The 26811-nt window shown below is 33.7% G+C and carries 25 protein-coding genes; 20 read left to right on the top strand and 5 right to left on the bottom strand.

Translation table 11 applies throughout. The features are described from left to right. The first annotated feature begins 21 nt into the window (after window positions 1–21). The 4 genes from Q0770_RS02585 (at window position 22) to Q0770_RS02570 (ending at window position 4629) form a co-directional block, all read left to right on the top strand. A complete protein-coding gene (locus tag Q0770_RS02585; protein WP_299113695.1) occupies window positions 22–747 on the top strand; it encodes an energy transducer TonB in 726 nt (241 codons plus the stop codon). A 115-nt stretch (window positions 748–862) separates the two neighbouring features. Further along, entirely contained in the window at window positions 863–1657 is a 795-nt protein-coding gene (locus Q0770_RS02580; RefSeq protein WP_299113693.1) for an energy transducer TonB, read from the top strand. 113 nt (window positions 1658–1770) lie between these two features. Beyond that, window positions 1771–3888 (top strand): gliding motility protein RemB, encoded by a 2118-nt coding sequence (locus tag Q0770_RS02575; protein ID WP_299113691.1) that lies wholly within the window; start codon window positions 1771–1773, stop codon window positions 3886–3888. Window positions 3889–3891: 3 nt separating this feature from the next. After that, window positions 3892–4629, top strand: coding sequence for a hypothetical protein (locus Q0770_RS02570; protein ID WP_299113689.1), 738 nt, complete (start codon window positions 3892–3894; stop codon window positions 4627–4629). Between the two features lie 5 nt (window positions 4630–4634). Here Q0770_RS02570 and Q0770_RS02565 read toward each other — a convergent pair whose 3' ends face one another. Continuing rightward, the gene (locus Q0770_RS02565; protein ID WP_299113687.1) at window positions 4635–5513 is read right to left on the bottom strand and encodes an MBL fold metallo-hydrolase; all 879 of its coding nucleotides are present in this window, start codon (window positions 5511–5513) and stop codon (window positions 4635–4637) included. A gap of 143 nt (window positions 5514–5656) precedes the next feature. Between Q0770_RS02565 and cyoE the strand changes: the two genes are divergently transcribed. The 15 genes from cyoE to tsaB all read left to right on the top strand — a co-directional run bounded on the left by cyoE (window position 5657) and on the right by tsaB (window position 19134). Beyond that, window positions 5657–6550, top strand: coding sequence for a heme o synthase (gene cyoE / locus Q0770_RS02560; protein ID WP_299113685.1), 894 nt, complete (start codon window positions 5657–5659; stop codon window positions 6548–6550). A gap of 1 nt (window position 6551) precedes the next feature. Continuing rightward, window positions 6552–7142, top strand: a complete 591-nt coding sequence (locus Q0770_RS02555) for a heme-copper oxidase subunit III (protein ID WP_299113683.1) — start codon at window positions 6552–6554, stop codon at window positions 7140–7142. A gap of 36 nt (window positions 7143–7178) precedes the next feature. Next, window positions 7179–8180 carry a cytochrome c oxidase subunit 3 gene (locus tag Q0770_RS02550; RefSeq protein WP_299113681.1) on the top strand — a complete coding sequence of 334 codons (1002 nt, stop codon included), beginning with the start codon at window positions 7179–7181 and terminating at the stop codon, window positions 8178–8180. A 19-nt stretch (window positions 8181–8199) separates the two neighbouring features. Next, window positions 8200–8646: a cytochrome C oxidase subunit IV family protein gene (locus tag Q0770_RS02545; RefSeq protein ID WP_299113679.1), complete on the top strand. Its 447-nt coding sequence runs from the start codon at window positions 8200–8202 to the stop codon at window positions 8644–8646. Window positions 8647–8735: 89 nt separating this feature from the next. Next, on the top strand, window positions 8736–9443 hold the full coding sequence (locus Q0770_RS02540; RefSeq protein ID WP_299113677.1) for a hypothetical protein: 708 nt from the start codon (window positions 8736–8738) through the stop codon (window positions 9441–9443). Between the two features lie 3 nt (window positions 9444–9446). Beyond that, complete coding sequence (locus Q0770_RS02535) at window positions 9447–10211, top strand: SCO family protein (protein ID WP_299113675.1); 765 nt, start codon at window positions 9447–9449, stop codon at window positions 10209–10211. Between the two features lie 47 nt (window positions 10212–10258). After that, on the top strand, window positions 10259–10804 hold the full coding sequence (locus Q0770_RS02530) for a DUF420 domain-containing protein (protein ID WP_299113673.1): 546 nt from the start codon (window positions 10259–10261) through the stop codon (window positions 10802–10804). A gap of 2 nt (window positions 10805–10806) precedes the next feature. Beyond that, window positions 10807–11037, top strand: coding sequence for a hypothetical protein (locus Q0770_RS02525; protein ID WP_299113672.1), 231 nt, complete (start codon window positions 10807–10809; stop codon window positions 11035–11037). A gap of 137 nt (window positions 11038–11174) precedes the next feature. Then, window positions 11175–11876, top strand: coding sequence for an ABC transporter ATP-binding protein (locus Q0770_RS02520; RefSeq protein ID WP_299113671.1), 702 nt, complete (start codon window positions 11175–11177; stop codon window positions 11874–11876). Then, on the top strand, window positions 11869–13113 hold the full coding sequence (locus tag Q0770_RS02515; RefSeq protein WP_299113669.1) for an ABC transporter permease: 1245 nt from the start codon (window positions 11869–11871) through the stop codon (window positions 13111–13113). The genes Q0770_RS02520 and Q0770_RS02515 overlap by 8 nt, the downstream gene beginning before the upstream one ends. 1 nt (window position 13114) lies before the next feature. Beyond that, a complete protein-coding gene (locus tag Q0770_RS02510) occupies window positions 13115–14374 on the top strand; it encodes an ABC transporter permease (RefSeq protein WP_299113666.1) in 1260 nt (419 codons plus the stop codon). Window positions 14375–14393: 19 nt separating this feature from the next. Then, window positions 14394–15563, top strand: coding sequence for an efflux RND transporter periplasmic adaptor subunit (locus tag Q0770_RS02505; RefSeq protein WP_299113665.1), 1170 nt, complete (start codon window positions 14394–14396; stop codon window positions 15561–15563). A gap of 138 nt (window positions 15564–15701) precedes the next feature. Further along, a complete protein-coding gene (locus tag Q0770_RS02500) occupies window positions 15702–17141 on the top strand; it encodes a TolC family protein (protein WP_299113663.1) in 1440 nt (479 codons plus the stop codon). A gap of 2 nt (window positions 17142–17143) precedes the next feature. Beyond that, window positions 17144–18454, top strand: a complete 1311-nt coding sequence (locus tag Q0770_RS02495) for an efflux RND transporter periplasmic adaptor subunit (RefSeq protein WP_299113661.1) — start codon at window positions 17144–17146, stop codon at window positions 18452–18454. 5 nt (window positions 18455–18459) lie between these two features. Then, the gene (gene tsaB / locus Q0770_RS02490; RefSeq protein ID WP_299113659.1) at window positions 18460–19134 is read left to right on the top strand and encodes a tRNA (adenosine(37)-N6)-threonylcarbamoyltransferase complex dimerization subunit type 1 TsaB; all 675 of its coding nucleotides are present in this window, start codon (window positions 18460–18462) and stop codon (window positions 19132–19134) included. On the opposite strand, the gene Q0770_RS02485 is transcribed toward tsaB, so the two are convergent. From Q0770_RS02485 to Q0770_RS02470, 4 genes are all read right to left on the bottom strand, one after another. Continuing rightward, the gene (locus Q0770_RS02485) at window positions 19131–19943 is read right to left on the bottom strand and encodes a mechanosensitive ion channel family protein (RefSeq protein WP_299113657.1); all 813 of its coding nucleotides are present in this window, start codon (window positions 19941–19943) and stop codon (window positions 19131–19133) included. The genes tsaB and Q0770_RS02485 overlap by 4 nt on opposite strands. 73 nt (window positions 19944–20016) lie before the next feature. Continuing rightward, window positions 20017–20691 (bottom strand): hypothetical protein, encoded by a 675-nt coding sequence (locus Q0770_RS02480; protein WP_299113654.1) that lies wholly within the window; start codon window positions 20689–20691, stop codon window positions 20017–20019. A gap of 125 nt (window positions 20692–20816) precedes the next feature. Then, a complete protein-coding gene (locus tag Q0770_RS02475) occupies window positions 20817–21017 on the bottom strand; it encodes a dodecin family protein (RefSeq protein WP_299113652.1) in 201 nt (66 codons plus the stop codon). A gap of 48 nt (window positions 21018–21065) precedes the next feature. After that, complete coding sequence (locus tag Q0770_RS02470) at window positions 21066–21968, bottom strand: NifU family protein (protein WP_299113650.1); 903 nt, start codon at window positions 21966–21968, stop codon at window positions 21066–21068. A 131-nt stretch (window positions 21969–22099) separates the two neighbouring features. On the opposite strand from Q0770_RS02470, the gene Q0770_RS02465 reads away from it, so the two are divergent. Then, the gene (locus Q0770_RS02465; RefSeq protein ID WP_299113648.1) at window positions 22100–26809 is read left to right on the top strand and encodes a T9SS type B sorting domain-containing protein; all 4710 of its coding nucleotides are present in this window, start codon (window positions 22100–22102) and stop codon (window positions 26807–26809) included. Window positions 26810–26811: the final 2 nt, after the last annotated feature.

Here is a 26811-nt window from a genome sequence, read left to right as displayed (position 1 = left end):
GCATCTTATAATAAGAAAATTATGGAACCTAAAAAGAATCCAAAATCAGACGTAAGTCGTAACAGCTCACTTTTCTTTGCTGTTGGTTTAGTATTAATGTTGCTTGTAACTAATCTAGCGATTAATTATAAGACGTACGACAAGAGTGATATTGCACTAGATGGTTTAAATCTAGATGACGAGTTAGAAGAAGAAGTACCAATCACAGAACAGATTGTTACACCGCCACCACCGCCACCACCACCACCTGTTGCGCCGGTAGAGATTGAGGTTGTGGAAGATGAGGAAGAAGTTGAGGAAACCGTAATTGAATCTACTGAGACTGAGCAAGATGCTGAGATTGTAGAGGTAGAAGAGGTTGAGGTAGAAGAAGTAGAAGAAGACATAGAGGTACCGTTTGCAGTAATTGAAAATGTGCCAATTTTCCCAGGTTGTGAAAAGAAGAAAGGAAACGCAGCTAAGAAAAAGTGTATGTCAGAAAAAGTAGCAAAGTTTGTAAACAAGAAATTTAATACAGACTTGGCAGGTGATTTAGGATTATCAGGTAGACAACGTATTAGCGTATTCTTTAAAATTGATAAAACTGGGCGAATTGTAAATGTTGGCGCAAGAGCACCACATCCAGGATTAGAAAAAGAAGCAAAACGTGTTATTGGTTTATTGCCAAAAATGCAACCAGGTAAGCAAAGAGGTAAAGCTGTAACAGTGCCTTACTCATTACCAATACTTTTCCAAGTACAGGACTAAGCAAAACAACATTCCATATATTAAAATCCCGTTCAAAATTAATTGGACGGGATTTTTGTTTTGGTATGCTTATTGTGACTTTGACATAATATTAACATTTTAATAATCATATATTATGAAAAAACAAAGTCAAAACAACAATACTGCTGGTCAGAGCGGTATTGAAGTGAGAAAATCTCAAAAGCACGAGGTTAATTTACAAAAAAACTCCACACTGTATTTTCAAATTGGGTTAATCCTATGCTTGCTAGGTACATTTGCCCTTTTTGAAATGGAGTTTGAGAGTAAAACAATTGTGGTTCAGCAACAAGATCCTGGCGATGAAACCATAGATATTGCAATGTCGGATTTTAAAGTTTATGAGCCTGAATTGAAGCAAGAACCTAAAAAAGTTGCAAGCACTAAACTTATAGATACCTATATTCCTAAAGAGGATGATTTTGTAGATCCTGAGCCTAAAGATTTAATCACTCCGGATAATAATGTTACGGATAAAAAGCCAGTTGATGTTGGATCTATTGTAGACCCAATTGAACCTCCTATAGTCATAGATGTTCCTTTTATTGCTGTAGAATTTGTACCAGTTTATCCAGGATGTGAAAAGTACAAATCAAATGCTAGGCGTAAAAAATGTATGTCTGATAAGATTACAAAACTAGTTAAGAGGAAATTCAATACCGAAATAGCTTCTGAGTATGGACTTAATGGGGTTCAGAAAATATACGCTCAGTTTAAGATTGATAAGAATGGCAGAATTGTAGAAATAAATTCAAGAGCACCACACCCTAAGTTAGAAGAAGAAGCTGCAAGAGTTTTAAATATTATTCCTAAAATGAAACCTGGAATGCAGCAAGACAAGCCTGTTAATGTAATGTATAGTTTGCCAATTAAATTTAAAGTAGAAAATTAATTTCATCCATCATAAATCGAGCAGTAAACCGTTATTGAAAAATAGCGGTTTTTGTTTTTTATAGCCCATCAAAAAAATAGTATCTTTCGATGGTTAATTATGGTCATACATCTATGAAACATATCTTTTCCTTAATCTTTATTCTATTCAGTTTTTTTGGATTTTCCCAAACCGAAATCAATTACCAAAAGCCTCCAGTTTTTAAAGAATGTGCAGATCAACCTTTTGAAGGTTTAAAAGAATGCTTCAGATATCAATTACACAGTTTTATTTTTGAGAATTTCAAAATTCCTGATAATGTAACAAGTGAAAATTATAAAGGAGAAGTTAAATTACTTTTCGAAGTAGACAAAGACGGAGCGTTTCAAATCATATTTGTTGATGCCGCTTATGAGGAATTAAAGACTGAAACTCAACGCGTATTTGATGCATTACCAAAAATAACACCAGCTTCGTATGATGGTAAACCCACCTATGTTCAGTATTCGACAAAGATTAATATTCCGCTGTTAAGTCCTAAAGAGATGGACTTAGAAGATGAGAAATCAGAAAAGAAAACAAAAACTAAAGATGAAGATTTAAATGCTGTAGTCTCTAATGAAATTGACAGCATCAACAACTCATTAAAGTCTTATGATAAGTTAGAATACAGTAGTCAATTAAATATACCTTTTACGCATACATACTATGCGCGTTTTGACGCCAATATGAATGCCATTGGAACCAATGCGCATACAGCAGCCAAGCCATTTTTATATGATGATGTTGCGCCATATTATGACTTCAAAGCTGAAAAAGAAGGACTTTCTAAAAATGCAGAGTCGTGGCTTGGACGTAAACTATGGGACGAGCATTTGGTACAAGTACAAAGTAAGGATTATTGGTTTACTATAGATCCTATTTTAGACTTGCAAGTTGGTAAAGATTCAGAAGCAGAATTTAGTTCTACTTTTAATAATACACGAGGTGTTTTTATCCAAGCGGGAATAGGAAAGAAATTCAATTTTACAACGTCTTTTTATGAAAGCCAAGGGCGTTTTGCACAATACTTTAATGAGTATGCAGAAAGCTTAAAAGCCTTTGGTCCTGACCCAGCAATAATACCTGGTCGTGGCATCGGAAAACGCTTTAAAGATGATGCTTACGATTATCCTGTTGCAGAAGCGTATTTGTCCTATACGCCAGCTAAGTTTTTAAATGTTCAGTTTGGGCATGGTAAAAACTTTATTGGTGATGGTTATCGTTCCTTGTTTCAAAGTGATGTTGCTAGCCCGTCAACATTTTTAAAAACGAATTTAAAATTTTGGAAAATAAAATATACGAGTACTTGGATGTGGAACAAAGATGTGCGTGACCAAGTAGTGCTCCCGGATGGGTCTTTTTTAACTAAATATGTTGCTAACCACTATTTAAGTTGGAATGTCTCTAAACGTCTAAATTTAGGCTTTTTTGAATCAGTAGTTTGGTCAAATCAAAACGACCGTGGCTTTGATGCGAGTTATCTCAATCCAATTATTTTCTTAAGAGCCGCAGAGTTTAATTCAGGTCAGGATGCAGGTAATGCAATTTTGGGCTTATCTGCAAAATACAAATGGAATAATAAGGTGAATATTTATGGTCAATTCTTGGTAGATGAATTTTCAATTTCTGATGTCACTGGAGGAGATAAAAGCTGGAAAAATAAGTTTGGCTTTCAGTTAGGTGCTAAATATTTTAATGCTTTTGGGGTTGATGGTTTATTGCTTCAGGCGGAATATAACCAAGTGCGTCCATATACCTATTCGCATAATACTGTAGTTTTAAATTATGCGCATAACAATCAGCCACTTGCTCATTTGTGGGGAAATAACTTTAGAGAATTAGTATTGATTGGACGCTACAATTACAAGCGTTGGTTTGCGGATGCAAAACTGATTTTTGGAGAACGCGGTTTTGATTTTAGAGATGGAACAGATAATTTCTATTATGGCGGCTCTATATTTGGAAACGAAAACGATAGACCTTCTGATACAGGTATAGAAATTGGTCAAGGTAATAATACGTCTGTGTTTCATGGCGAACTAATGGCAGGTTATGTGATTAACCCAGTAAGTAACCTAAAGGTGTTTGCTAATATCAACTACCGTAATTTTGACCCAACGGTTCAAACAACTATTACCAACCGCACCAACACCACTTGGATAAACTTTGGTATCCGTACCGATTTATTTAATTGGTATAATGATTTTTAATAGATGAAGAATTCATTGGTTGTATTTTTTCTATTCATCCTAAACTTAACTTCTGCTCAGAAGTTATTTGAAGGAGAATTAGTTTATAAACACAATATGAAAGTTGGTTCGTTTGATTTCACGAAATCAAGTAAGTTTTTTGATACATTAAGAGTAGTTTATAAGAATAAGAACTATTCAAAAACAAAGAATAAGGTTAGTTTTGAGAAGGAGATTTTAATAGATTCATTACAAAAAACATATCTTATTTATTCTGAAAGAAAAAAACCAGAAAGATTATATATAAATGAAGATAATTTATATTCAGGTAGGCTTTACAAGAGGAGAAATTCTCATTTCGGTGAAATTATATCTTTTGAAAAAAGAGATACTATTTTTAAATTGAATGATAATGAAATTCCTGTTCAAAAACTTGTTCTTTTTAGGAAATATGGAAATGAAGAGTATGTTTATAATGAACAAAATAATTTTAAATTATCTGATGACAGGAATGTTTTGCGCAATATGGGAGAGCAAATACATCCTGATGAGATAGTATCAATAATCAATAATTCGATTTTGTATTATTATAAATTGAAAATTTCTAATTCAGAGACTTTACAGGAATATATCTTACTTGAATTAAATCCTAAAATTATTAGCGATTCAGAATTTAAATTGCCAAAACATAAAGATGAAAAAGGCTTTAAAAAAGAAAATAAAAAGGATAGTCGATTCAAATTTTATAGGGTAATCGACTAATTTTTTTATTCCCCTTTCAAACTCTTGTAAAAGGTCAATCGAATACGCTCATTATTAATAAAGCCACTACCATAACCTAAGTCGTCATATTGTTTTGTGATAGATGCATCTGCTTTAACGTCCTCTTCAGTTTTTCCATCAGCAATTGCTTTACTCACATTAGCTTCAATAGTTTCTAACATTTTTAAGAATGTTTTGTATTCCTCTTTATTAGAAACGCTACCGTGACCTGGAATAATCTTAGTATTTTCATCAATAACCATTAAGCCACGTTTAGCAGCTTCGATATAACCTTTAACGCTTCCACCAGATTTTAAATCTATGTACGGGTAACGCCCTTTAAAATAGGTGTCACCTGTATGTAATACATTACTTTCCGTAAAGTATAACAAGGCATCACCATCGGTGTGTGCATTAGCGACATGGAAAACCGCAACAGGTTCGTTATTTATAGTAATACTTAATTTATCATTAAACGTAATAACTGGTAAAGCCTCTTTTGGGTTATTACTACCATCACGTCTTGGATTGAGTAATCTTGCTTTTACATTATCATGAGCAATAATTGTTGCCCCAGCTTTTGCCATATTTACGTTACCGCCAGTATGATCACCGTGCCAATGTGTGTTAACTAAAAACTTTAATGGTTTATCGCTTAATGTTTTTATTTCAGCTAAAATCTTTTCAGATAATGGTGCAAATTGGTCATCAATGACAAACACACCATCATCACCAACAGATACGCCAATATTTCCACCAGCACCAAAAAGCACATACACATTATCAGATAGCTTTTCAGATTTTATTTCAACCTTATCAAATCTGGACTGAGAAAAACCAATTGTTATTGTAAATATTAAGCAGAGAGAGAGTAATTTTTTCATTGTTGCTGGGTGTTTTTAAAGCCTATGTGTCGTATAAAATTACACATTCTTACATAAAACAATTTCAAATAAAGAATAACTGCGGTTTTACGTTGTTCAAAACCAATTTTCAAGCTATCTTTGCAGTCGCAAATAATATAGCATTGAGCACTATAAAATCTACAGTTTCTGTTGCGTCTATTTGGACAGATTTTAAGGAAATTACCAAAATGGGATTATCCATTAGTGTTGTGTTTTCTTCAATTGCGGGTTATTTTTTAGGTGCTGACACAGTTGACATTACGACCTTATTGCTATTATGTTTTGGTGGCTATTTTATGGTTGGTGCTTCTAACGCCTATAACCAAATCATCGAGAAAGATTTAGATGCCTTAATGGACCGTACTAAAAACAGACCAATTCCTGCGGGACGAATGTCTGTTAATGCAGCGTTTACAATTGCGGTATTATTTACTTTGGCTGGTGTAGCTACACTTTATATTATTAACCCCAAAACGGCCATGTATGGTGCTATTTCTATATTTATCTATACATGCATGTACACGCCGTTAAAGACCAAAACACCAATTGCAGTTTTTGTTGGGGCTATTCCGGGTGCAATTCCATTCATGCTAGGTTGGGTTGCCGCACGTAATGATTTTGGTATTGAGCCAGGTACTTTATTTGCTATTCAGTTTTTTTGGCAATTCCCACATTTTTGGGCAATAGGTTGGTTTCTGCATGAAGATTATAAAAAAGGAGGCTTTTTTATGCTACCTACAGGTAAACCAGATAAAGGCACTGCTGTGCAAATAATTATGTATACAGTTTGGACAATTATAGCTTCAATAATTCCTGTCTTTGGTTTTACGGGAGATTTAAAATTATCTGTTGTAGGTGCAATTGTCGTTTTTGGTTTAGGAATGCTCATGGTGTATTATGCCTTGCAATTATTTAAACTAAGAACACCAAAGGCGGCAAAACAATTGATGCTATCGAGTGTTGCATATATTACATTATTACAAATTGTATATGTAGCTGATAAATTTTTAAGCTAATATGGATTTAACACAAGGAACACAACAAGAAAAAGAAGTACGCTCCAAAAAAATGATGCTTTGGTTTGGTATTGGCTCACTAATAATGACGTTTGCCGGACTTACAAGTGCGTTTATTGTTAGTAGAAAGCGTGAAGATTGGCTTAATGATTTTGAATTGCCTCGAGCATTTATGATTTCTGTATTGGTCATCATAGTCAGTAGTCTAACCATGATTATGGCAAAACGTGCTATGAAACAAAACAATGTTAGTCAGACGACAATTTGGCTATTGATAACGTTTGCATTGGGTGTGTTTTTTATTTCCAATCAGTTTCAAGGTTTTTCAGAATTTGTAGCAGACGGTTACTACTTTACTGGAGCGACAAGTAATGTTACAATTTCATTTATTTATGTGATAGCCGTAGTGCATATTTTGCATGTTATTGCGGGGCTTATCAGTTTGGTTGTGGTAATTATAAATAATCTAAATAAAAAATATACATCAGATAATATGCTTGGACTAGAGTTAGCAGCACACTTCTGGCATTTTATAGACATCTTATGGGTGTGTCTCTTTTTGTTTTTATATTTTTTTAGATACATAATTTGATTATTTTTGTCAAATCTTAAAAATTAAATAATTTATATGGATACTACAGTAGCAAATACTGGTACAGAAGGCAAAACTTGGGGAGGTGGAAACAGACCACTTGGCGCGAGTTACGGAAAATTAATGATGTGGTTTTTCATCGTTTCAGATGCCTTAACATTCTCAGGATTTTTAGCAGCATACGGTTTTTCAAGATTTAAGTTTATTAAAGAGTGGCCAATTGCAGATGAGGTGTTTACTCACGTTCCGTTTTTACACGGACAAGAGTTACCAATGATATATGTAGCATTCATGACCTTTATTCTTATCATGTCTTCTGTGACAATGGTATTAGCGGTAGATGCTGGTCACCATATGAATAAAGCAAAAGTGACACTTTACATGTTCTTAACCATTATTGGAGGCGCAATATTTGTTGGTTCTCAAGCATGGGAATGGGCAACATTTATACAAGGTGATTATGGCGCAGTACAAACAAAAGGTGGCAACATACTTCAGTTTGGTGAAAAAGTTATGGTAGATGGTGAAGAAAAATTTAAACGTATTTCTATAGATGAATTTGTCGTGACTATGGCTACTGAAAGAGCTGAGCATGAACGTAAAAATGGACTTTGGTTTGTTACTGAAGAAACATTACCTCCATACTCTGTTGAAGAAATTTATAAAGGTTTAGAAGCGAATTCTAATATCTTGGTAAGAAACCAGATTATTAATGATGAAGGTGAAAAAACAGTTTTATCTAGAGAAGAATCTTTAAGACAGATAAAAGAAAACGGTCAACTAGTTGTCAAAGGTGCAAATCTTGTAGTCAATGAATATGGAACGTCTTTATTTGCAGATTTCTTTTTCTTTATTACAGGTTTTCACGGTTTCCACGTATTCTCAGGAGTAGTAATTAATATTATTATTTTCTTCAATGTCATATTAGGAACATATGAGCGCAGAGGAAGTTACGAAATGGTAGAAAAAGTTGGGTTGTACTGGCACTTCGTAGATTTAGTTTGGGTATTTGTATTTACATTCTTCTACCTAGTTTAATTTAAGACAAAAGTAAAAAATGGCACACGCACATAAATTAGAAATATTTCAAGGTTTACTAAAGTTTAAATCTAACACTCAAAAAATTTGGGGTGTATTAATATTCTTAACTATTGTAACAGCAATAGAAGTTGTTTTAGGTATATACAAGCCAGATGCATTAATGCATACTTGGATTGATCCAATGGAAGGTGGTTTTTTCGCAACATTATATAACATTATACTATCGCCTTTCATTTACATGAAGCCGCTTAATTTAATATTCATTGTATTGACTATTGTAAAGGCATACTATATTACTTGGGATTTCATGCACATGCGTGATGAAACATCAAGTTTACGTCGTATGGTAGTTTGGACAGCAGTTTTCTTAATCTGTTATTTAATATTTATCCTTTTACAAGAAGGTGGTTATGTGTTTGAAGTATACAATGCAGAAGACGCATTAATAAAACGAGATTTTTAACCGCAAAAAGAGTTTACACTGAGCTTGTCGAAGTGTTAATATGATATCAAAAGGTGGTTTATATAAACCACCTTTTTTATTTTTGTACTATGCAAAAAAACAACCTTAAGCGTAACATTGTCCTAGGTATTTTATTCTTTTTACCTGTAGCTTTTTTGTTGATGCTTTATCCGGCAAAACACAATTATATTCCTTTAGATATTATCAATAGGAATGTTGAAGACATTAGTCGATTTTCTTCTAATTCAGACGAAAAAATAGAGTTAGCAGACCATATTACTGTTTTAGGATTTTTAGGAAAAACACCTTTAAATAATTCTATTGCAGCTTCTAACTTAAAAGAGCTAGTTTATGACAAATTTAAAGGCTTTAAAAAATTTCAAATAGTTATCGTAGTTCCTGAAGGCGCTGAGAAAGATGTTGAAGAATTACATAAAGAAATTGCTAAGTACGAAGATCTAAGATTTTGGCATTATGTATATGGTTCTGAGCAAGAAATTAAGAATTTACATAGTAACTTAAAAGTCGAAAGTCCACTTAAAAATGATTTATCAACTAACGATGTTTTTATCATTGATAAAGATTTAAATCAACGTGGTCGGCTAGATGCTAGAGATAAAAAACAAGTTGAAGCAAATAAAGCAATAACTACATTGAGCGCTTACGACTGTATAGAGGTTTCAATAATTAAAAATAAAATGAGTGAGGATGTGCGTATCCTCTTTACGGAATATCGTCAGAAACGCAAAGGTAATTTCAATTCTACAACAAGAAGAGCAGATGATATAAAAAAATAAGCCATGGCAAAAAAGACAAATTATTCATACATCGGTATTGCGTTTATTATTTTGGTTTTCGGAATTATTTTTATTCCTAAAATTATAGACAGATTAACAAATGCAGATGTAACCAGAGATGAAAGTCGAAGTGAATCTGTCTCCACACAACAGATAGAAACACCAAAGAAAAATCAGTCCGATTTGGTATATATCCCCGATGGAACAGGTGGAAATAGAAAAGTGCCTGCATTTAGTTTTACAAACCAAAATGGAAAGACAATTACAAATGAAGATTATCTAGGTAAAGTGTACTTAGTAGAATTTTTCTTCACTACGTGTCCTACAATTTGTCCTAGAATGAGTAATAATTTGGTACAAATTCAAAATCACTTTGAAGATTACTCAGATAATTTTGGAGTTGCTTCTTTTACAATTATGCCAGAAGTAGATACACCAGAAGTATTAAAAGCTTATGCAGGAAAATATGGTATTACTAATCCTAATTGGCACTTGATGACAGGCGATGAAGAAACGATATACAAATTAGCGAACGAAGGGTTTTATTTATACACTGCAAAAGGTGAGGATGCTGCAGGTTTCGAGCACTCAGGTAATTTTGCTTTAATAGACAAAGAGGGTTATATACGCTCGCGTTTAAAATCGCCAGACAATCCACTAATATATTATAATGGTATTGTATCTGAAGAAGAAGGCACAGACGATGAAGGTATTTCGCAAGAGATAAGTATTTTAAAAGAAGATATAGCTAAACTTTTAAAAGAATAAAATTATTTTGTCATTCTGAACTTAGTTCAGAATCTATATAAAAACATATGGAGCAAATTCAAACACAAAACGAAAAAAAATACAACAAATGGATAGTTGTATTAGCGATACTAATTCCGCTTATAGTTGCTGTACTTTCAAGAGTTAAACTACAAGATTTTGGTATTGAGGTAGAATCATTATCATTTTTACCGCCAATCTATGCTACTATTAATGGTATTACTGCATTGGTTCTTATACTTGCTGTGATTTCAATAAAAAAAGGCAATCGCAAGCGTCATGAAAATTTAATGAAGTTTGCCATATCATTATCTGCAGCTTTTTTAATTATGTATGTTGCATATCATATGACGAGTGATAGTACTAAATTTGGTGGAGAAGGTGTTGTAAAGTATGTCTACTACTTTATTCTATTGACACATATATTGCTATCAATAGTTATCATTCCATTTGTATTAATCACATACGTTAGAGCAATAACAAATAATATAGAGCGCCATAAAAAAATTGCAAAAATTACATTTCCATTATGGCTATATGTTGCAGTTACTGGTGTTGTCGTATACCTAATGATATCCCCTTATTACGTGTAATATTGAAAACTAAAGTAGTCATATTGTCTCTTTTATTCATTTTGTTTTTGAGCATAAGTGCAGAAGCGCAGTGTGCCATGTGTCGTGCTGTTTTAGAAAGTGAAGAAGATCAATCTGCAGCTCAGGGCATTAATGATGGGATTGTTTATCTTATGGCAATTCCTTATGTTTTAGTAGCAGGTATTGGTTACATTGTTTATTGGAAATTTTTCAGAACAAAAACCGAAGCATAAATTTCACTGATTTACTGTAACAGTATTGGTATTTAGACGTCTTATAAATATTAATCAAAATGTTAATTCTTAACAAATAGTTAGCACAAAGGATTTCAGCTTTTGTTTAATATTGTACAGAATTTACCAGCCTTACTATGATTCAAATCAAAGACTTGCACAAATCCTACCATATGGGTAGTAATTCACTTCATGTTTTGAAGGGTATAAACTTCGATGTAAAAGAAGGTGAGCTGGTTTCAATTATGGGGTCTTCGGGTTCAGGAAAATCTACATTACTTAATATTTTGGGAATGCTCGATGAGGCGGACGAAGGGAGTTATGTTCTTGATGGTGTTCCTATAAAAAACTTAAACGAAAAAGTTGCGGCAAAGTATAGAAATGAATTTTTAGGATTCATTTTTCAATCTTTTAATCTTATAAATTATAAAACCGCAGTAGATAATGTGGCTCTTCCCATGTATTATAAAGGTATGGCCCGCAAAGAGCGTGTAGAAAAAGCGCACCATTATCTAGAAAAAGTAGGACTTGCAGATTGGTCACACCATTTGCCAAGTGAATTGTCTGGTGGGCAAAAGCAACGTGTAGCTATTGCAAGAGCATTAGCTAGTGAGCCAAAAGTGTTATTAGCTGATGAGCCAACAGGAGCATTAGATAGTAAAACATCATATGAGGTTATGGATTTAATTCAAGGCATTAATGATGAAGGAAAAACCATTCTTGTTGTTACACACGAAGATGATATTGCGCAAATGACTAAGCGTATTGTTAATCTTAAAGATGGTGTTATTATAGACGATAGTTTAGTGGAACAAGTTAGAGCACAACAATATGTTTAACGTAGAACGCTGGCAAGAAATATTCGAAACATTAAAGAAAAACAAGCTCCGTACGTTTTTAACGGGTCTTTCTGTGGCTTCGGGTATTTTTATTTTAGTAATTCTACTAGGTTTTAGTTCTGGTATCGAAAATGGTGTCACAACAGAGTTTCAGCAAGATGCAACAAACGAAATTTTTGTAAGGACACGTATTACAACAAAAGGTTATAAAGGATTAAATCCTGGGCGACGTATTCAGCTCAAAGACGAAGATTTTGCGATGGTGTCTAATAACTATGACGACTTTTTAGAATACCGTACAGCAAATTATAGTATTTGGGGAGGACAAATAACCTATAAGAACGAAACAGGAAATTACCGTGTTCAAGGTGTATTGCCAGACAATCAATTTATAGAAAATGCTGATATTGGTAAAGGAAGATTTATAAATCTATCCGACGTTAACGAGAGTAAAAAGGTAGCTGTTATAGGTAATAAAGTTAGTCAAGATCTATTTAAAACAGAAAACCCAATTGAAAAATACATATCTATTTTCGGTATATCTTACAAAGTTGTAGGTGTTTATTTTGATCCAGGAGGAGAGCGTGAAGAAAGTCAAGTATTTTTACCATTGACTTCAGCCCGTGCAGCTTTCAATGGTGGAGATAATATTAGAAATATGTCTTTTACTGTAAAGATGTCTGAAAATTTTGATGAAGCCGTAGCACTATCTAAAAACGTTACTGATGCTATTGAGGCGGATTTAAAAGAGAAGCATATCATTTCCCCAGATGATACTGCCGCAGTTCGTGTAAACAATACACTTGAAGAAGCTCAGAAAATCTACTCACTTATAGATACCATTAAAGCCGTATTTTGGTTTATTGGTATAGGGACCATAATAGCAGGAGTGGTAGGTGTTGGTAATATCATGATCATTATTGTTAAAGAGCGTACCAAAGAGATTGGGATACGTAAAGCGCTTGGTGCAGTACCATCTTCAATAATTGGGATGATACTTCAAGAAGCAATTTTCGTAACCATGTTTTCGGGATTGTTTGGATTAATAGCGGGCTTAGCATTACTCGAGATAGTAGGGCCACAAGTGGATAGCCCTTTTATAAAATTCCCGCAAGTAGATTTTGGTACAGCTATCACAACTGTATTTATTTTGGTTGCAGCAGGAGCCTTTGCTGGATTTTTACCAGCATATCGCGCGGCAAAAATTAAACCTATTGTAGCACTAAGAGACGAATAGTATGTTTAATAAAGATCGCTGGGACGAAATATTAGAAGCATTAAACGCTAACAAAGTAAGAACAGTACTTACTGCTTTTGGTGTGTTTTGGGGTATCACAATCTTAGTATTACTCTTAGCATTGACTAATGGTCTTAGAAACGGGGTTACTTCTGACTTTGGAAACTTTGCAACTAACTCAATGTTTATGTGGAGTCGTACAACATCAATTTCGTACAAGGGTGTTCCTAAAGGGAAACGTCTGCAATACAAAATGTCTGATGTTGATGCAATTCGTGCTGAGTTACCAGAATTAAAATACATCTCACCTCGTAACTCTCTTGGCGGTTATCAAGGGGCCAATAATGTTATTAGAGGAACCAAAACAGGTGCATTTCAAATTTATGGTGATTATCCGGAGTTTATAAAACAAAAACCAATGGATATCCTTGAAGGACGTTTTTTAAGTTACTCTGATATCAATGCTAAACGAAAAATATGTGTTATCGGCCCTGACGTTGTTAAAGGGTTATATGACAAAGGAGAAGATATTATTGGAAGTTACATAAAAATTAACGGCGTTAATTTTAAAGTTGTCGGGACATTCAAAATCACCAATTCTCAAGGCGATTCTGAAGAAGAGGCAAACACTGTATTCATACCTTTTACAACTTTTAATCAAGCTTTTAATTATGGAGACCGCGTGAGTTGGATGGCAATTACTGCAAAAGATGGCTTTAGTATTTCAACTATTAAACAACGCGTTTTCGATATTATTAAATCCCGAAAAAATGTTCACCCAGATGACGATAGAGCTATTGGACATTTTGATCGTGCTGAGGCTTTTGGACGTATCAATGGGTTGTTTGATATATTATCTATTGTAGGTTATTTTGTAGGTATATTAATATTAGCATCAGGAGTTATAGGTATTAATAATATAATGCTCATTGTCGTAAAAGAGCGTACAAAAGAGATAGGTGTAAGACGGGCATTAGGCGCAACACCATGGGCTATAAAAGGTCAGATTTTACAAGAAAGTTTAATCCTAACTATTTTAGCAGGAATGCTAGGCGTTGCTTTTGCGGCTTTTGCTATATGGGGAATGAACTCAATCCTAGATAGTGTTGGGCCAGTAGAGAATTTTGCAAACCCTAGTGTGAATATGACAGTTGTTATAGTTGCGTTGACCATATTAGTACTAGCAGGAGTTTTAGCTGGATTAATCCCAGCGAATAGAGCAACAAAAATGAAACCTGTAGACGCATTAAGAATAGAATAAAATATATTAAGTATAAATCATGAAAAGAACCACCACCGTAATTGTATTAGTCACTATCGTATTAGTGTTTGCGGCAGCACTTTATTACTTATGGGATAAAAACCAGGAAAACCCTGTAACCTACATAACTCAAAGTGCTTCAAAAGAAACAATTGTTGTAAATACCGTTGCCACAGGTAGTATTGTTCCAGAAGAAGAGGTCTTAATCAAGCCTAACATTTCTGGAGTTATTGAAGAGGTGTTTGTAGAGGCAGGAGAGTTTGTTAAACAAGGAGATTTAATTGCAAAAATTAGAGTCATACCAAATGTATCTTCTCTAACAAGTTCAAAAAATAATATTGCATCTAACAGAAACTCATTACAGACTGCAGAAATTAATTTTAAGACGCAAAAATCACTTTACGATAGACAAAAGCAGTTATTTGATAAAGGCGTAATTTCTGCAAATGACTTTGATCAAGTTAATAATACATATTTACAAGCAAAGCAACGTGTAGATCAAGCAAAAATAGATTTGCAACAATCTAGACAGAATTATGACATTATAAAAACTGGGACAACGTCTGGTTTAGGAAACATTGCCCAAACGCAAGTAAGGGCTACAGTTTCTGGAATGGTTTTAGATGTGCCAGTAAAAGAAGGAAACCAAGTTATTGAAGCTAATAACTTTAATGAAGGTACATCAATTGCTTCTTTAGCTGATGTCACTAAAATGATTTTTGAAGGTAAAGTAGACGAGAGTGAGGTTGGTAAAATAAAAGAAGGTTTGCCATTAGAAATTACTGTTGGTGCCATAGAAAACGAAAAGTTTGACGCCGTATTAGATTATATAGCACCTAAAGGTGTTGCAGAAAATGGCGCTATTCAGTTTGAAATTAAAGGTTCGCTTAAAAAAATAGATTCAACTACAACATTTATTAGAGCAGGTTTAAGTGCTAATGCATCAATTATTTTAGAAAAAGCCGATAAGGTTTTAGCTATAAAAGAAGCATTGGTACAATACGACCCAGAAACTAAAAAGCCATTTGTTGAAATAGAAGTAGGTGACCAAGAGTTTGAGAGAAAAGACATTGAGTTAGGTATAAGTAATGGTATTTTTGTGGAAGTAAAAAGCGGTATTTCAGAAACGGATAAAATAAAAGTATGGAACCAATTACAAGGACCACCAGAATATGCAGGTAGAAATTAAATCAGTTTTCTGTAACACATTAACATTTACATAGACATATAGCACATATTACGAAACAGCCATTTTTCAATTTTGAAGAAATCTTTATAAAGATATTTGGATGTTCCTTGTGCCCTTTAAAAAAACAGACAAAGACACATGAAAAAATCAATCATTATTATAGCAGTTTTACTGATAAGCGTTTCTGCGCACGCACAAAAAAAGTGGACATTAAGTGAATGCGTCCAATATGCTTTGGATAATAATATATCAATAAAACAAAGTGAGTTAGATTTAGAAACTGCCGATATAGAAAGGTTAACAGCATTAGGTAATTTTTTACCGTCACTTAATGCATCAGCTGGTGTTAATGAAAACACAGGTCTTAGTTTTAACCCTATTACAAATAATGCACAAACAACTACCTTTTTATCTGTTTCTGGAAATATTAATGTAGGGTATACAGTATTCGATGGGCTTAGAAATATAAGACAGGCACAACGGGCAAAAATATCTAAACTGTCTAGTCAGTATCGATTAGATAAAATGAAGGACGATATTTCACTTTTTGTTGCAAATAGTTATCTTCAGGTTATTTTAAATAAAGCGAATTTAGAAGTTTTAAAATCTCAAAACGAAGTTACCAAGCAGCAAATTAGACAAACAGAGCAATTGGTTGAAGTTGGTACGTTACCACAAGGAGATTTGTTAGAAATAAAGGCTACCGATGCAAGTGAGCAACAATCTATTGTTAATGCTGAAAATCAGATACAGATTTCTTTAATTAGTTTAGCACAATTGTTATTGATTAAAGACTATGAGAATTTTGATATTGAAGATGAAGGTTACGGTATTGTAGACTCTATATCAGATAAGTCAGCCGCTGAGATTATAGAAAAAGCAAAAGAAAATCGTTCTGAAATCAAAATAGCTGAAAAAAATGTAGAATTAGCTGAAAAAGACCTTCAAATTGCACGTGGTGCATACTTGCCAACGCTTTCTGCTTTTTTTGGTTACAACACTAGGTATGCAAATTCGCCAAATTTTACACAAGTAGTTGACCCTAATAATCCTACAATTACACAACAAATAGGAGTAGTACAAGGTACTGGGCAAGCTGTTGTGAGTGATTTTCCAAATACAAATACTATAGAAATATCTGCAGATCCATTTATTGATCAGCTTTATGCAAATGATGGAATTTCTTATGGGTTTAGTTTAAATATTCCCATCTTCAATGGGTTTAATACGCGTGCAAACGTAAAGCGTAATAAAATTAATCTAGAACGTAGTAAGTATCAATTAGAACAAGCAGAATTAGATTTAGAATCTACTGTTTATCAGGCCTATGTTGATGCTAAAGGAAGTCTAAAAGCATATGAAGCTGCTTTATTAGCATTAGAATCTCAAGAGTTAGCTTACGAATATGCTAAAGCTAGATATGACGAAGGTTTAACAAATGCTTTCGATTTTAGCCAAGCTAAATTGAGATATGATAATTCAAAAATCAACTTAAATACAGCCAAATATGACTACATTTTTAAATTAAAAGTGTTAGAGTTGTATTTTGGTATACCAGCCACAGAATTAAAATTTTAGACATGAGTAAAACATTAAAAATAGCCTTAATAGTCGTTGGAGCATTATTATTATTTCTTGTAATAGGTAAGTCCACAGGTATGTTTGGGAAAAAAGGAAATTTCAAGCAAGTTTCAACCCAAGAAGTAGAGCTTAAAGAAATTGTAGAAACAGTTTCTGCAACTGGAAAAATCCAACCCGAGGTAGAAGTCAAGATTTCTAGTGAAGTTTCTGGAGAGATATTAGAACTGCCTTTTAAAGAAGGTCAGCAAGTAAAAAAAGGAGATTTATTAGTTAGAGTAAATCCAGATTTAATTCAGTCTGCATTAAATCGTTCTCAAGCAACATATCAAAATGTAAGAGCTAGTTTGGAGCAAGCAGAGGCTACTTTAAAACAAGCTAAAGCAGATTATGATAGAAATAAAGCGCTGTTTGAAAAAGGTGTTATTTCTAGAGCTGATTGGGACAGAGCTATTGCTGCTTATGAAACAGCAGAAGCAGGAAAAAGCTCAGCGTATTATGGTGTGCAAAGTGCTGGTGCGTCAGTTAACGAAGCAAGAGATAATTTAAGCAGAACTACTATTTATGCACCAATGAGCGGGACAATCTCTTTGCTTAATGTAGAGTTAGGAGAGCGTGTTGTTGGTACTCAGCAAATGGCAGGTACAGAAATCCTTAGAGTTGCTAACCTTAACAACATGGAAGTCGAAGTAGATGTCAACGAGAATGATATTGTAAAAGTGAATATTGGCGACACTACTATTGTTGAAGTCGATGCGTATTTAAAGAAAGAATTTAAAGGTATAGTTACAGAGATAGCTAACTCTGCTGCGGGAACTTTAGCTGCTGATCAAGTGACTAATTTTAAGGTTAAGGTTAGAATTATAGAAGAATCTTATTCTGAATTAACTGAAGGTAAACCAGAGGCATATTCACCATTTAGACCAGGTATGACAGCAACTGTAGATGTTATTACTGACAAAAGAGAAAAATCGGTAGCGGTACCTATTAGTGCTATAGTTATAAAAACGGATACAAGTTCAACTAAGAAGCCTTACGGAACTAAAGTAGAATCTGATACAAAATCATCAAAAGAAGAAGAAAAATTTGAATGTGTTTTTGTAAATGAAAATGGTGTTGCCAAGCTCCGAGTTGTAAAAACTGGCATCCAAGATGATACTAATATCGAAATTATTTCAGGCCTTAAAGAAGGTGATAAAATTATTACAGGGCCATACAACATGGTGTCTAAAACGCTTAAGCCTGGAGATAAAATAGAAGATAAAGACAAAAAAGGCGCTTCCGAAGAAGAAGGAGAGAAAGCCGAGGATTGATTTTAATGGCATTAATCTTAAATATAGAAACAAGTACAACCAATTGTTCAGTCTCCTTATCTAAAGATGAGGAGATTTTGGTTTTAAAAGAGGACAATAATGCTGGCTATTCTCATGCTGAAAAATTACATCTATTTATTAAAGGTGTTATGGATTCTGCTGGGATGTCTAAAAACAGCTTAGATGCTATTGCCATAAGTAAAGGACCAGGTTCTTACACAGGCTTACGTATTGGAGTTTCTACAGCAAAAGGACTTTGTTATGCACTTAATAAGCCATTAATTGCCATTTCTACTCTAGAAGCTATGGCACATCAAGTAAATGCTTCAGACGGACTTATTATACCTATGTTAGATGCACGACGTATGGAAGTCTATTCTGCAGTTTTTGGATATGATTATAATTTTAAGAGAGAAATTAAAGCTGAGGTTTTGGATGAAGCAAGTTTTAAAACCGAATTAGAAAATGGAACGGTCTATTTCATTGGTAATGCTGTTGAAAAAACAAAGACGATTATTAATAATAATAATGCGATTTTTGTTGAAGGAAAGTTGCCTTCTGCTTCTACTATGGGAAAAATAGCAAGTAGTAAATACCAAATAAGCGACTTTGAAGATGTTGCTTATTTTGAACCGTATTATCTAAAAGATTTTGTGGCTATAAAATCGAAAAAACTCTAAGCTTCTTTTTTGATCTCTACTTGGTGCGGGTATGGTATTTCAATACCTGCTTCATCTAATGCTATTTTTGTGTTTTCTGTAATCCCAAAATAGACATCCCAATAATCTTCGGTTTTGCACCAAGGCCTAACAGCAAAATTTACTGAGCTATCTGCAAGTTCCATAACATCTACAGTTGGTGTTATCGAGGTTAATACTTTAGGATGCGCTTTTATGACAGACATAAAAACTTCTTTAGCCTTTTTAATATCTTCATCATAGCCAATTCCAAAAATAAGGTCAACACGTCTCGTGCCTTCAGAAGTATAATTTACAATTGTACCATTAGACAGATTACCATTAGGTAAAATGATTTCTTTATTAGATAGTCCTGTAAGTTTAGTCGTGAAGATTTCAATTTCTTTGACTACACCTATTTCGCCTTGAGCTTCTATCAAGTCACCTATTTTAAAAGGCTTAAAAATCATAATAAGTACACCGCCAGCAAAATTACCTAATGACCCTTGAAGTGCAAGACCAATGGCTAAACCTATGGAGGCTAAAATTGCAGCAAAAGAGGTTGTGGCAATACCAACTGTAGTTAAAACAATGACGATGAGTATAACCTTAAGCCCCCAACGGATTAAGTTAATTAGAAATTTCTGCAAGCTATCATCGTAGTTGCTTTTATTCATTAAACGTTTTACGCCTTTTAGTAAAACTTTTATGACAAAATTCCCAATAAGCCATATGAGAAAAGCCGCAATAAGTTTTGGACCAATGCTTATTAGTAGGTCATAGCCTTTATCAATCCAGTCTTGAGTATTCATATACGAATTTGGTTAGTTTATAAAAAAAGATGGTTATTATTAAATAACCATCTTTTTTATGTTATATAATTGATTAAAGTTGAGCTAAAAAAGCAGCTACTTTAATCAAGTCTTTTTCTTTTTTAAGAGATATTTTCTTTTCCTTTAAAAAAGCTTTTATTTTTTTTGCATTCTTAGGATAAGCCTTTAGTAAATCTTTTTTTCTTGTAGGGAAAGGCCTAATAACATTGCCTTTTTTAAGGTAAAAGTTTGAATCTTCTTTAGAAAATTTTGCAGGCTTATCTTGCTGATAACTTGTAGCAGCAGGAACTTTGTCATAGTATTTTATAATTTCTTCTTTTAGTAAAGCAAAAGAAGGAGTTTCATTAACAACATTCAAAAATCCACTTTTAGCAATTCCACTTGGCGTAGAAAATTTAAATGTTCTATAGATCATATTGTTCTGCGTAAACATTACTTGGTAGTCTAAATTTTTGTCAAGCGCAATTATTTTTGTTCCTAAGTTAATCTCCATTTCACCATTATATGCATTGAACCTTCCGGTATAAAGTACATTATCGTACCCTTTTACTTTTACTGGCAGAAAATTTTCATTGACATATGGACTGCCAACAGCATCTATAGGTCTACTTGCATCTGAAGACATAAGAAGTTTTTCTGTAGCAACATCAATACTTGTCTGTCCTTGGCTAAATAGCGTAAATACAAATAGTGTAAGACAAAGACTTGTTAAAATTGTTTTTTTCATGGTGTTTAATATTTTGAGTTGTTAATCTTTAGATTATAAAAATGATGCTAGGTTTAATAAAAACAACTAACCTAATCTTTTTATCTAATATGGCATCAAAAACAATGCCATATAAATGTTAAAATTTATCTAACCTCGAAAGTCAATTTAAGATTTACTCTAAATTCTACAACATCATTACCATTAACAATAGCACTTTGGTCTTGTACGTATACAGACTTAATATTCTTAACAGTTTTTGATGCCTCTTTTACTGCCTTCTTTGTTGCATCTTCCCAGCTCTTTTCAGAATTTGAAAGCACTTCTATAACTTTTAATACGGCCATTTTATGATTTTTTAAATTAATGTATCTTCAAATTTAAGAAATTACAATCTAACCATTAATAGCAGAAACTGATATGTTTTGGTCGTTTAGCATTTCTTTAAGCATGTTCTCTATACCATTTTTTAGTGTAAAAGTAGAAGACGGACAACCACTACAAGCACCTTGAAGTAACACCTCTACTTTTTTCGATTGCTCATCAAAAGAAATAAACTCAATATTACCACCGTCGCTTGCTACAGCAGGTTTTACATATTCCTCTAATATGTTAACGATATTTTTTGAAGTATCGTCTAAAGTTTCAAACTGTGTTTCTGCTTTTTTCTCTTTAAGGTCTTTTTGTTGAGAAATCGGTTGACTTAAAATAGGTTTTCCATCTTCAACGTAAGTTTTTATAAACTCTCTAAGTTGAACAGTTATGTCTTCCCATTCTGCAACATCATATTTAGTAATAGAAATGTAGTTTTTATCCATAAAAACGCTTTTTACAAATGGGAATTGAAACAATTCTGAAGCAATTGGCGATACTTTAGCCTCGTCAATAGAAGAAAACTCACAGATTTGACCAACAAGAGCTTTATTGCATACAAACTTTAAAACACTAGGGTTTGGTGTGCTTTCTGCATAAACCGTAACTGCATTTTTAGGTTTAGAAGCTTCCTCTTTAATTACAGGTGCATCCGAGTTAAGATAAGCCTTAATTTGCTCAGCAACTTCATCTTGCACATCTGCCCACTCTACAATATTATAGCGCTCAATAGCCACAAAATTTGAAGCGATATATACCTTTTTTACAAACGGTAAATAGAACAATTGCTGCGCTAATGGTGAGTTGGTAGCTTCATCGATGTTATTAAACTCGTAGCTATTGTGCTGGGTAATAAACCGGTTAGCCTCAAACTTAATAATGGCATCATTAGAGGTAGGTTGTATTGTAATATCTGTAGGATTCATATCTTTTTTTTGCAAAAATAAGAAATAAGAAAACCAAACGTTATCTGTTTAACAGGGTTTACATCGAATTTTAACTTTAGTTGTCGATTAAATTGATTAATTTTCGTTCCTCAAAAAAAAAGCGCTTAGTGATGATAAAATTACTCTCAAAAAATATTTTGAAAGCAAAAGCTTTTGTAATCATTTTCTTTTTTTTAGGATTAATGAGTTCTCATGCTCAGACTATAGATGTTAATCCTACAGGAAATCCTTCTTCTAATCTTTCTTTAGAAGACTTGATTGTGGATGAACTTATTGATAGTGAATGTGCTGAAGTTGATATTCTTAGTGCCGCAACTGGATTAACCAGTGGAGGAAACAATACGAGAAGCTTTGGCTTTTTTACATTTACAGGTGATGATAGAACTTTTCCTATTGATAGAGGTATTATATTAAGTACTGGTTTAGTTAGTGCCCCTAGTTCTTCAGGACCAAATTCTGATGATGATAATACTTCTGGGGGGCAATGGTTAGGTGATACAGATATTAAGACAATATTAGATAATCGATTGCCTGGTGTTTTCCCAACAAATGATGCAACTTCGGTTGTATTTGAATTTGTACCACAAGCAAATACTATATCATTTAATTATGTATTTGCATCTGAAGAATGGGAATCAGGAGTTGGAGGAGGTAATGAATGTCCAAATAGTAGTTTTCAAGACGGTTTTGCGTTTTTGATTAAAGGACCTGGTATTGCTCCTGACCCTGAATTTATAGGGCAACCAGATGAATGGCGTAATATTGCAACATTTGTAGACCAAAATAGAGTAATACAACCTGTTAGCGTTGGTACGATTTATAATAATACCGTGTGTACACCTAATCCGGTTAATCAGAACCTGTATATATCATATGCTTTTTCTGCTGATCCTGAAGGAATCGGAGCTCCAATAGAGTATAATGCACGTACTACACTTTTAACAGCAGAGAGTGCTGTGCAGCCTGGTGAAACATATACAATAAAATTAGTAATAGCAGATAGGGCTGATAATGCATTAGATTCAGCAGTGTTTTTAGAAGCAGGTAGTTTTTCAGGGCTTGGAGGAAATATACCAGATTTTACAATAGCATCAGGCAATCCAGGCTGTGGCAGTGAATCTGTTGAACTAGATACACAAGTTTCAGACCCAAGTGCTACTTTTGAATGGTTTAAGCTTCCAGATAGAACAAATCCAATCCCTGGAGAAACAGACTCTACACTTACAGTACCTTCAACAGGTACTTTTGGTGGAGATGGTACGTATTCTGTAACTATAAGTTTTGGGAGTACAAGTTGTCAAACTACAGATGAAGCAGAGGTGCAATTTGTTAGTCAGCCTATTATTGATAACTCTCCATTAAATTTGGTAGAATGTGAAACAGATGGTGATAGTACTGAGGTATTTAATCTCACGGTTAATGATGCACTAGTCATTGGTTCCCAGGTAGATGTGCAAGTTGAATACTTAGATGCTAGTGGGACATTAATTCCAGATCCAGCAAATTATAGCAATACATCATCGCCGGAGACTATTACAGTTCGAGTAACTAATAATAGTGTAGCATCAGGCATAGGGACTTGTCCTGTAGAAGACACCTTTACAATTGCTGTTTCAGATGAGGCAGAAGCTTTTCCGTTTACGTATCAATTATGTGACAATGCAGATGATGGTGATGATACTAATGGTGAGGTTGAATTCAATCTACCAACTATAGATATTCAGGTTTTAGGAGCTCAAGACCCAGCTCAATTTACAGTGAGTTACCATATAAATTTAACAGATGCTGATATGGGACTTAATCCATTGCCAAATCTTTATACTAACACTACAGCAAATATGCAAGATATATTTGCTAGAGTACAAAACAATAATAATATAGATTGCTATAATACATCTACAATTACATTACAAGTAGATGCTATAGCTATAGCAAATACAGTTCCTCCTCAATTATTTTGCGATGATAATAATGATGGATTTTGGGATTTTGATTTAGGCGGTTTAAGAACAATTGTTTTAGGGATGCAAGACCCAATGCAATATGAAATATCATTCCATTTAGAAGAAATGGATGCGATGACTAGTTCAACGACTAATCCATTACCAGACACGTTTACTAATCTTGTTGCTTATGAAGAAGATACGATTTGGGTTAGAATAGAAAATTTAGCAAATACAGATTGTTTTGCTACTTCAAGTTTTATAATAGATGTATTTGACCAACCAACAGCAACGACTCATACATATGAGTTATGCGATGATAATGTAGATGGGGATGATACCAATGGGTTTGTTGATTTTTCGTTAACACCAGCTGATATAGATAGTTTTATATTAAATGGTCAAGACCCAATGCAGTTTACAGTAAGTTATCATTTAAACCAATTAGATGCCGATAATGATGCAGCGGCCATTACCAATCTATATACAGACGATACACAAATTATAGCTAGAGTAGAGAATAATGATAATACTGACTGTTATGAGACTGTTGAAGTAGATTTAGAAGTTAATGCACTACCTGTAATCACGGCTTCAGTAGATTTAAGACAGTGCGATATCGATACAGATGGTCTATCAGAATTTAACTTAACCGAGGCTAATGATTTAATTTCAACAAATGCAGTTGCAGAAACCTTTACTTATTATACTACACAAGTAGATGCAGAAAATGCTACTAATGCTATTACAAACGAGCTTAATTACCCAAACACAGACCCATCAGCCAATCCAGATATTGTGTTTGTTAGAGTAGAAAATGGGGATACTTGTTATAGAGTAGCGCAATTAGAGTTGTTTGTTTCGACATCGGCAATACCTGCAGGGTTTGCTATACCACCATACGAGGAATGTGACGATACGAGAGTAGATGATAATATAACAGATGGTATCACGGTGTTTGATTTTAGTGATGCAACAGCGCAAATTGTAGCTGTGTTTCCTGTTGGACAAAACATTACAGTAACATATTATGAAACCACTGCTGATGCTTTAGCAGAAATTAATGCCATACCAGATATTGCTAATCATATAAATACTGCATCTCCTTTTAATCAGACAATTACTTTTAGGGTTGATAATAATACTGATAATTCGTGTCAAGGAATAGGTCAGTTTGAGCTAAGAACCATTAACCCTACGCCAAGAACAGATACTGAGTCTGTAGATATTATACTTTGTGACGATGTAACTATTGGTAATTTATCTGAGGAGTTTGACTTGACTCAAAACGAGGCTTTCATTTTTGATGGAATACCAAATCTTTCAGCAACGTACTTTTTAGATTATGACGATGCACTTAATAATGTTGTTGCGAATGAGATTACAACACCTGCGGCATATGATAATACCAATCCAACAGAAACTATATATGTAAGAGTATTGGATATAAATACAGGTTGTTTTGCTATAGTAGATTTTGATATTACAGTAAATCCATTGCCAGTAGTTACAGCTGTTATTGCTCCAATAGAAGAGTGTGAAAATAATACTGATGGATTTTTTACATTTGACCTTACCCAAAGACGGGATGAGATTTTAAATGGTCAAGACCCTACATTGTTTAATGTTACCTATCATACCACTCAATTGGGTGCAGATAACTTGGATTTAACAGAGATTCCTGACCCAAGCGCATTTGTAAATACAGTTATGAATTCGCAAGAGATATTTTATGCTATTACTAATATATCAACTCCAAATGGTGTGTTGTGTTCTAATACAGGGTCGTTTTTTGTAGAAGTATTAGAAGGCGCACAAGCTAATAGTGATGGTGAGCCGCTAGATTTTGAATTATGTGATGACAATATCATAGGTGATGAAATTGCTCAGTTTAATTTTGATGATTTGCAGGATGAGGTTTTAGATGGTCAAGACCCAGCAGATTATACAATAACATATCACTTTACTGAAGATGATGCATTAAATTCTGTAGACCCATTACCATTTTTGTACGAGAATCTGTCTAATCCTCAAACAGTTTGGGTTAGAGTTAGTAATAATCTATCTCCAGATATTTGTTTCGAAGTACAGCCAGTACCGTTAATAGTAAATCCTCTACCAGTTTTTGACTTAGACGATGAGTATATTTTGTGCCTAACTAGTAATAATGAAGCGGTAGTCGATGTTCCATTAGTTCTAGACACTGGATTATCTATTATAGATCATAGTTTTGAGTGGAGCTTGGACGGAAATTTACTGCCGGGACAAACAGGCTCTAGTATTACGCCAACACAAGGTGGAACATACGAAGTAATAGCTACAGATATTTCAACATCTACTATAACAATGTGTACTTTTTCTGACTCTACAGAAGTCATAGAGAGTGGCATACCAGATACTTTTGATGTAGAAGTTACTTCGGAAGCATTTACAGGCAATAATATGATTATTGCTACAGCTACAGGTAATAGCACTTATGAGTATAGCCTTAATAATGGTGCATGGCAGTTAGATAATGAATTTAATGATGTTAATGGAGGTGACCATGTTGTAGCTGCAAGAGATATAAATGGCTGTGGTATTGTAATACGTTCAGTTACTGTAATTGATTTTCCTAAGTTTTTCACACCAAATGGTGATGGAAATAATGACACTTGGAATATAGAAGGAATAGTAACACAACCTAGTGCAAAAATTTATATATTTGACCGTTACGGAAAGCTCTTAAAACAGTTGAGTCCTACAAATTCTGGATGGGATGGTACCTATCAAGGCAATAATATGCCATCGGATGATTATTGGTTTAGATTAGAGTACATAGAACCTACAAACAATGAAATGCGAACATTTAGTTCTCACTTCTCATTAAAACGATAAAA

Origin of the sequence: uncultured Winogradskyella sp. (assembly GCF_947501905.1) — a bacterium.
In the GTDB taxonomy this organism is placed as follows: Bacteria; Bacteroidota; Bacteroidia; order Flavobacteriales; family Flavobacteriaceae; genus Winogradskyella.
Note: the sequence above shows the minus strand (reverse complement) of the source record. Positions and strands in the feature narration are given on the sequence as shown.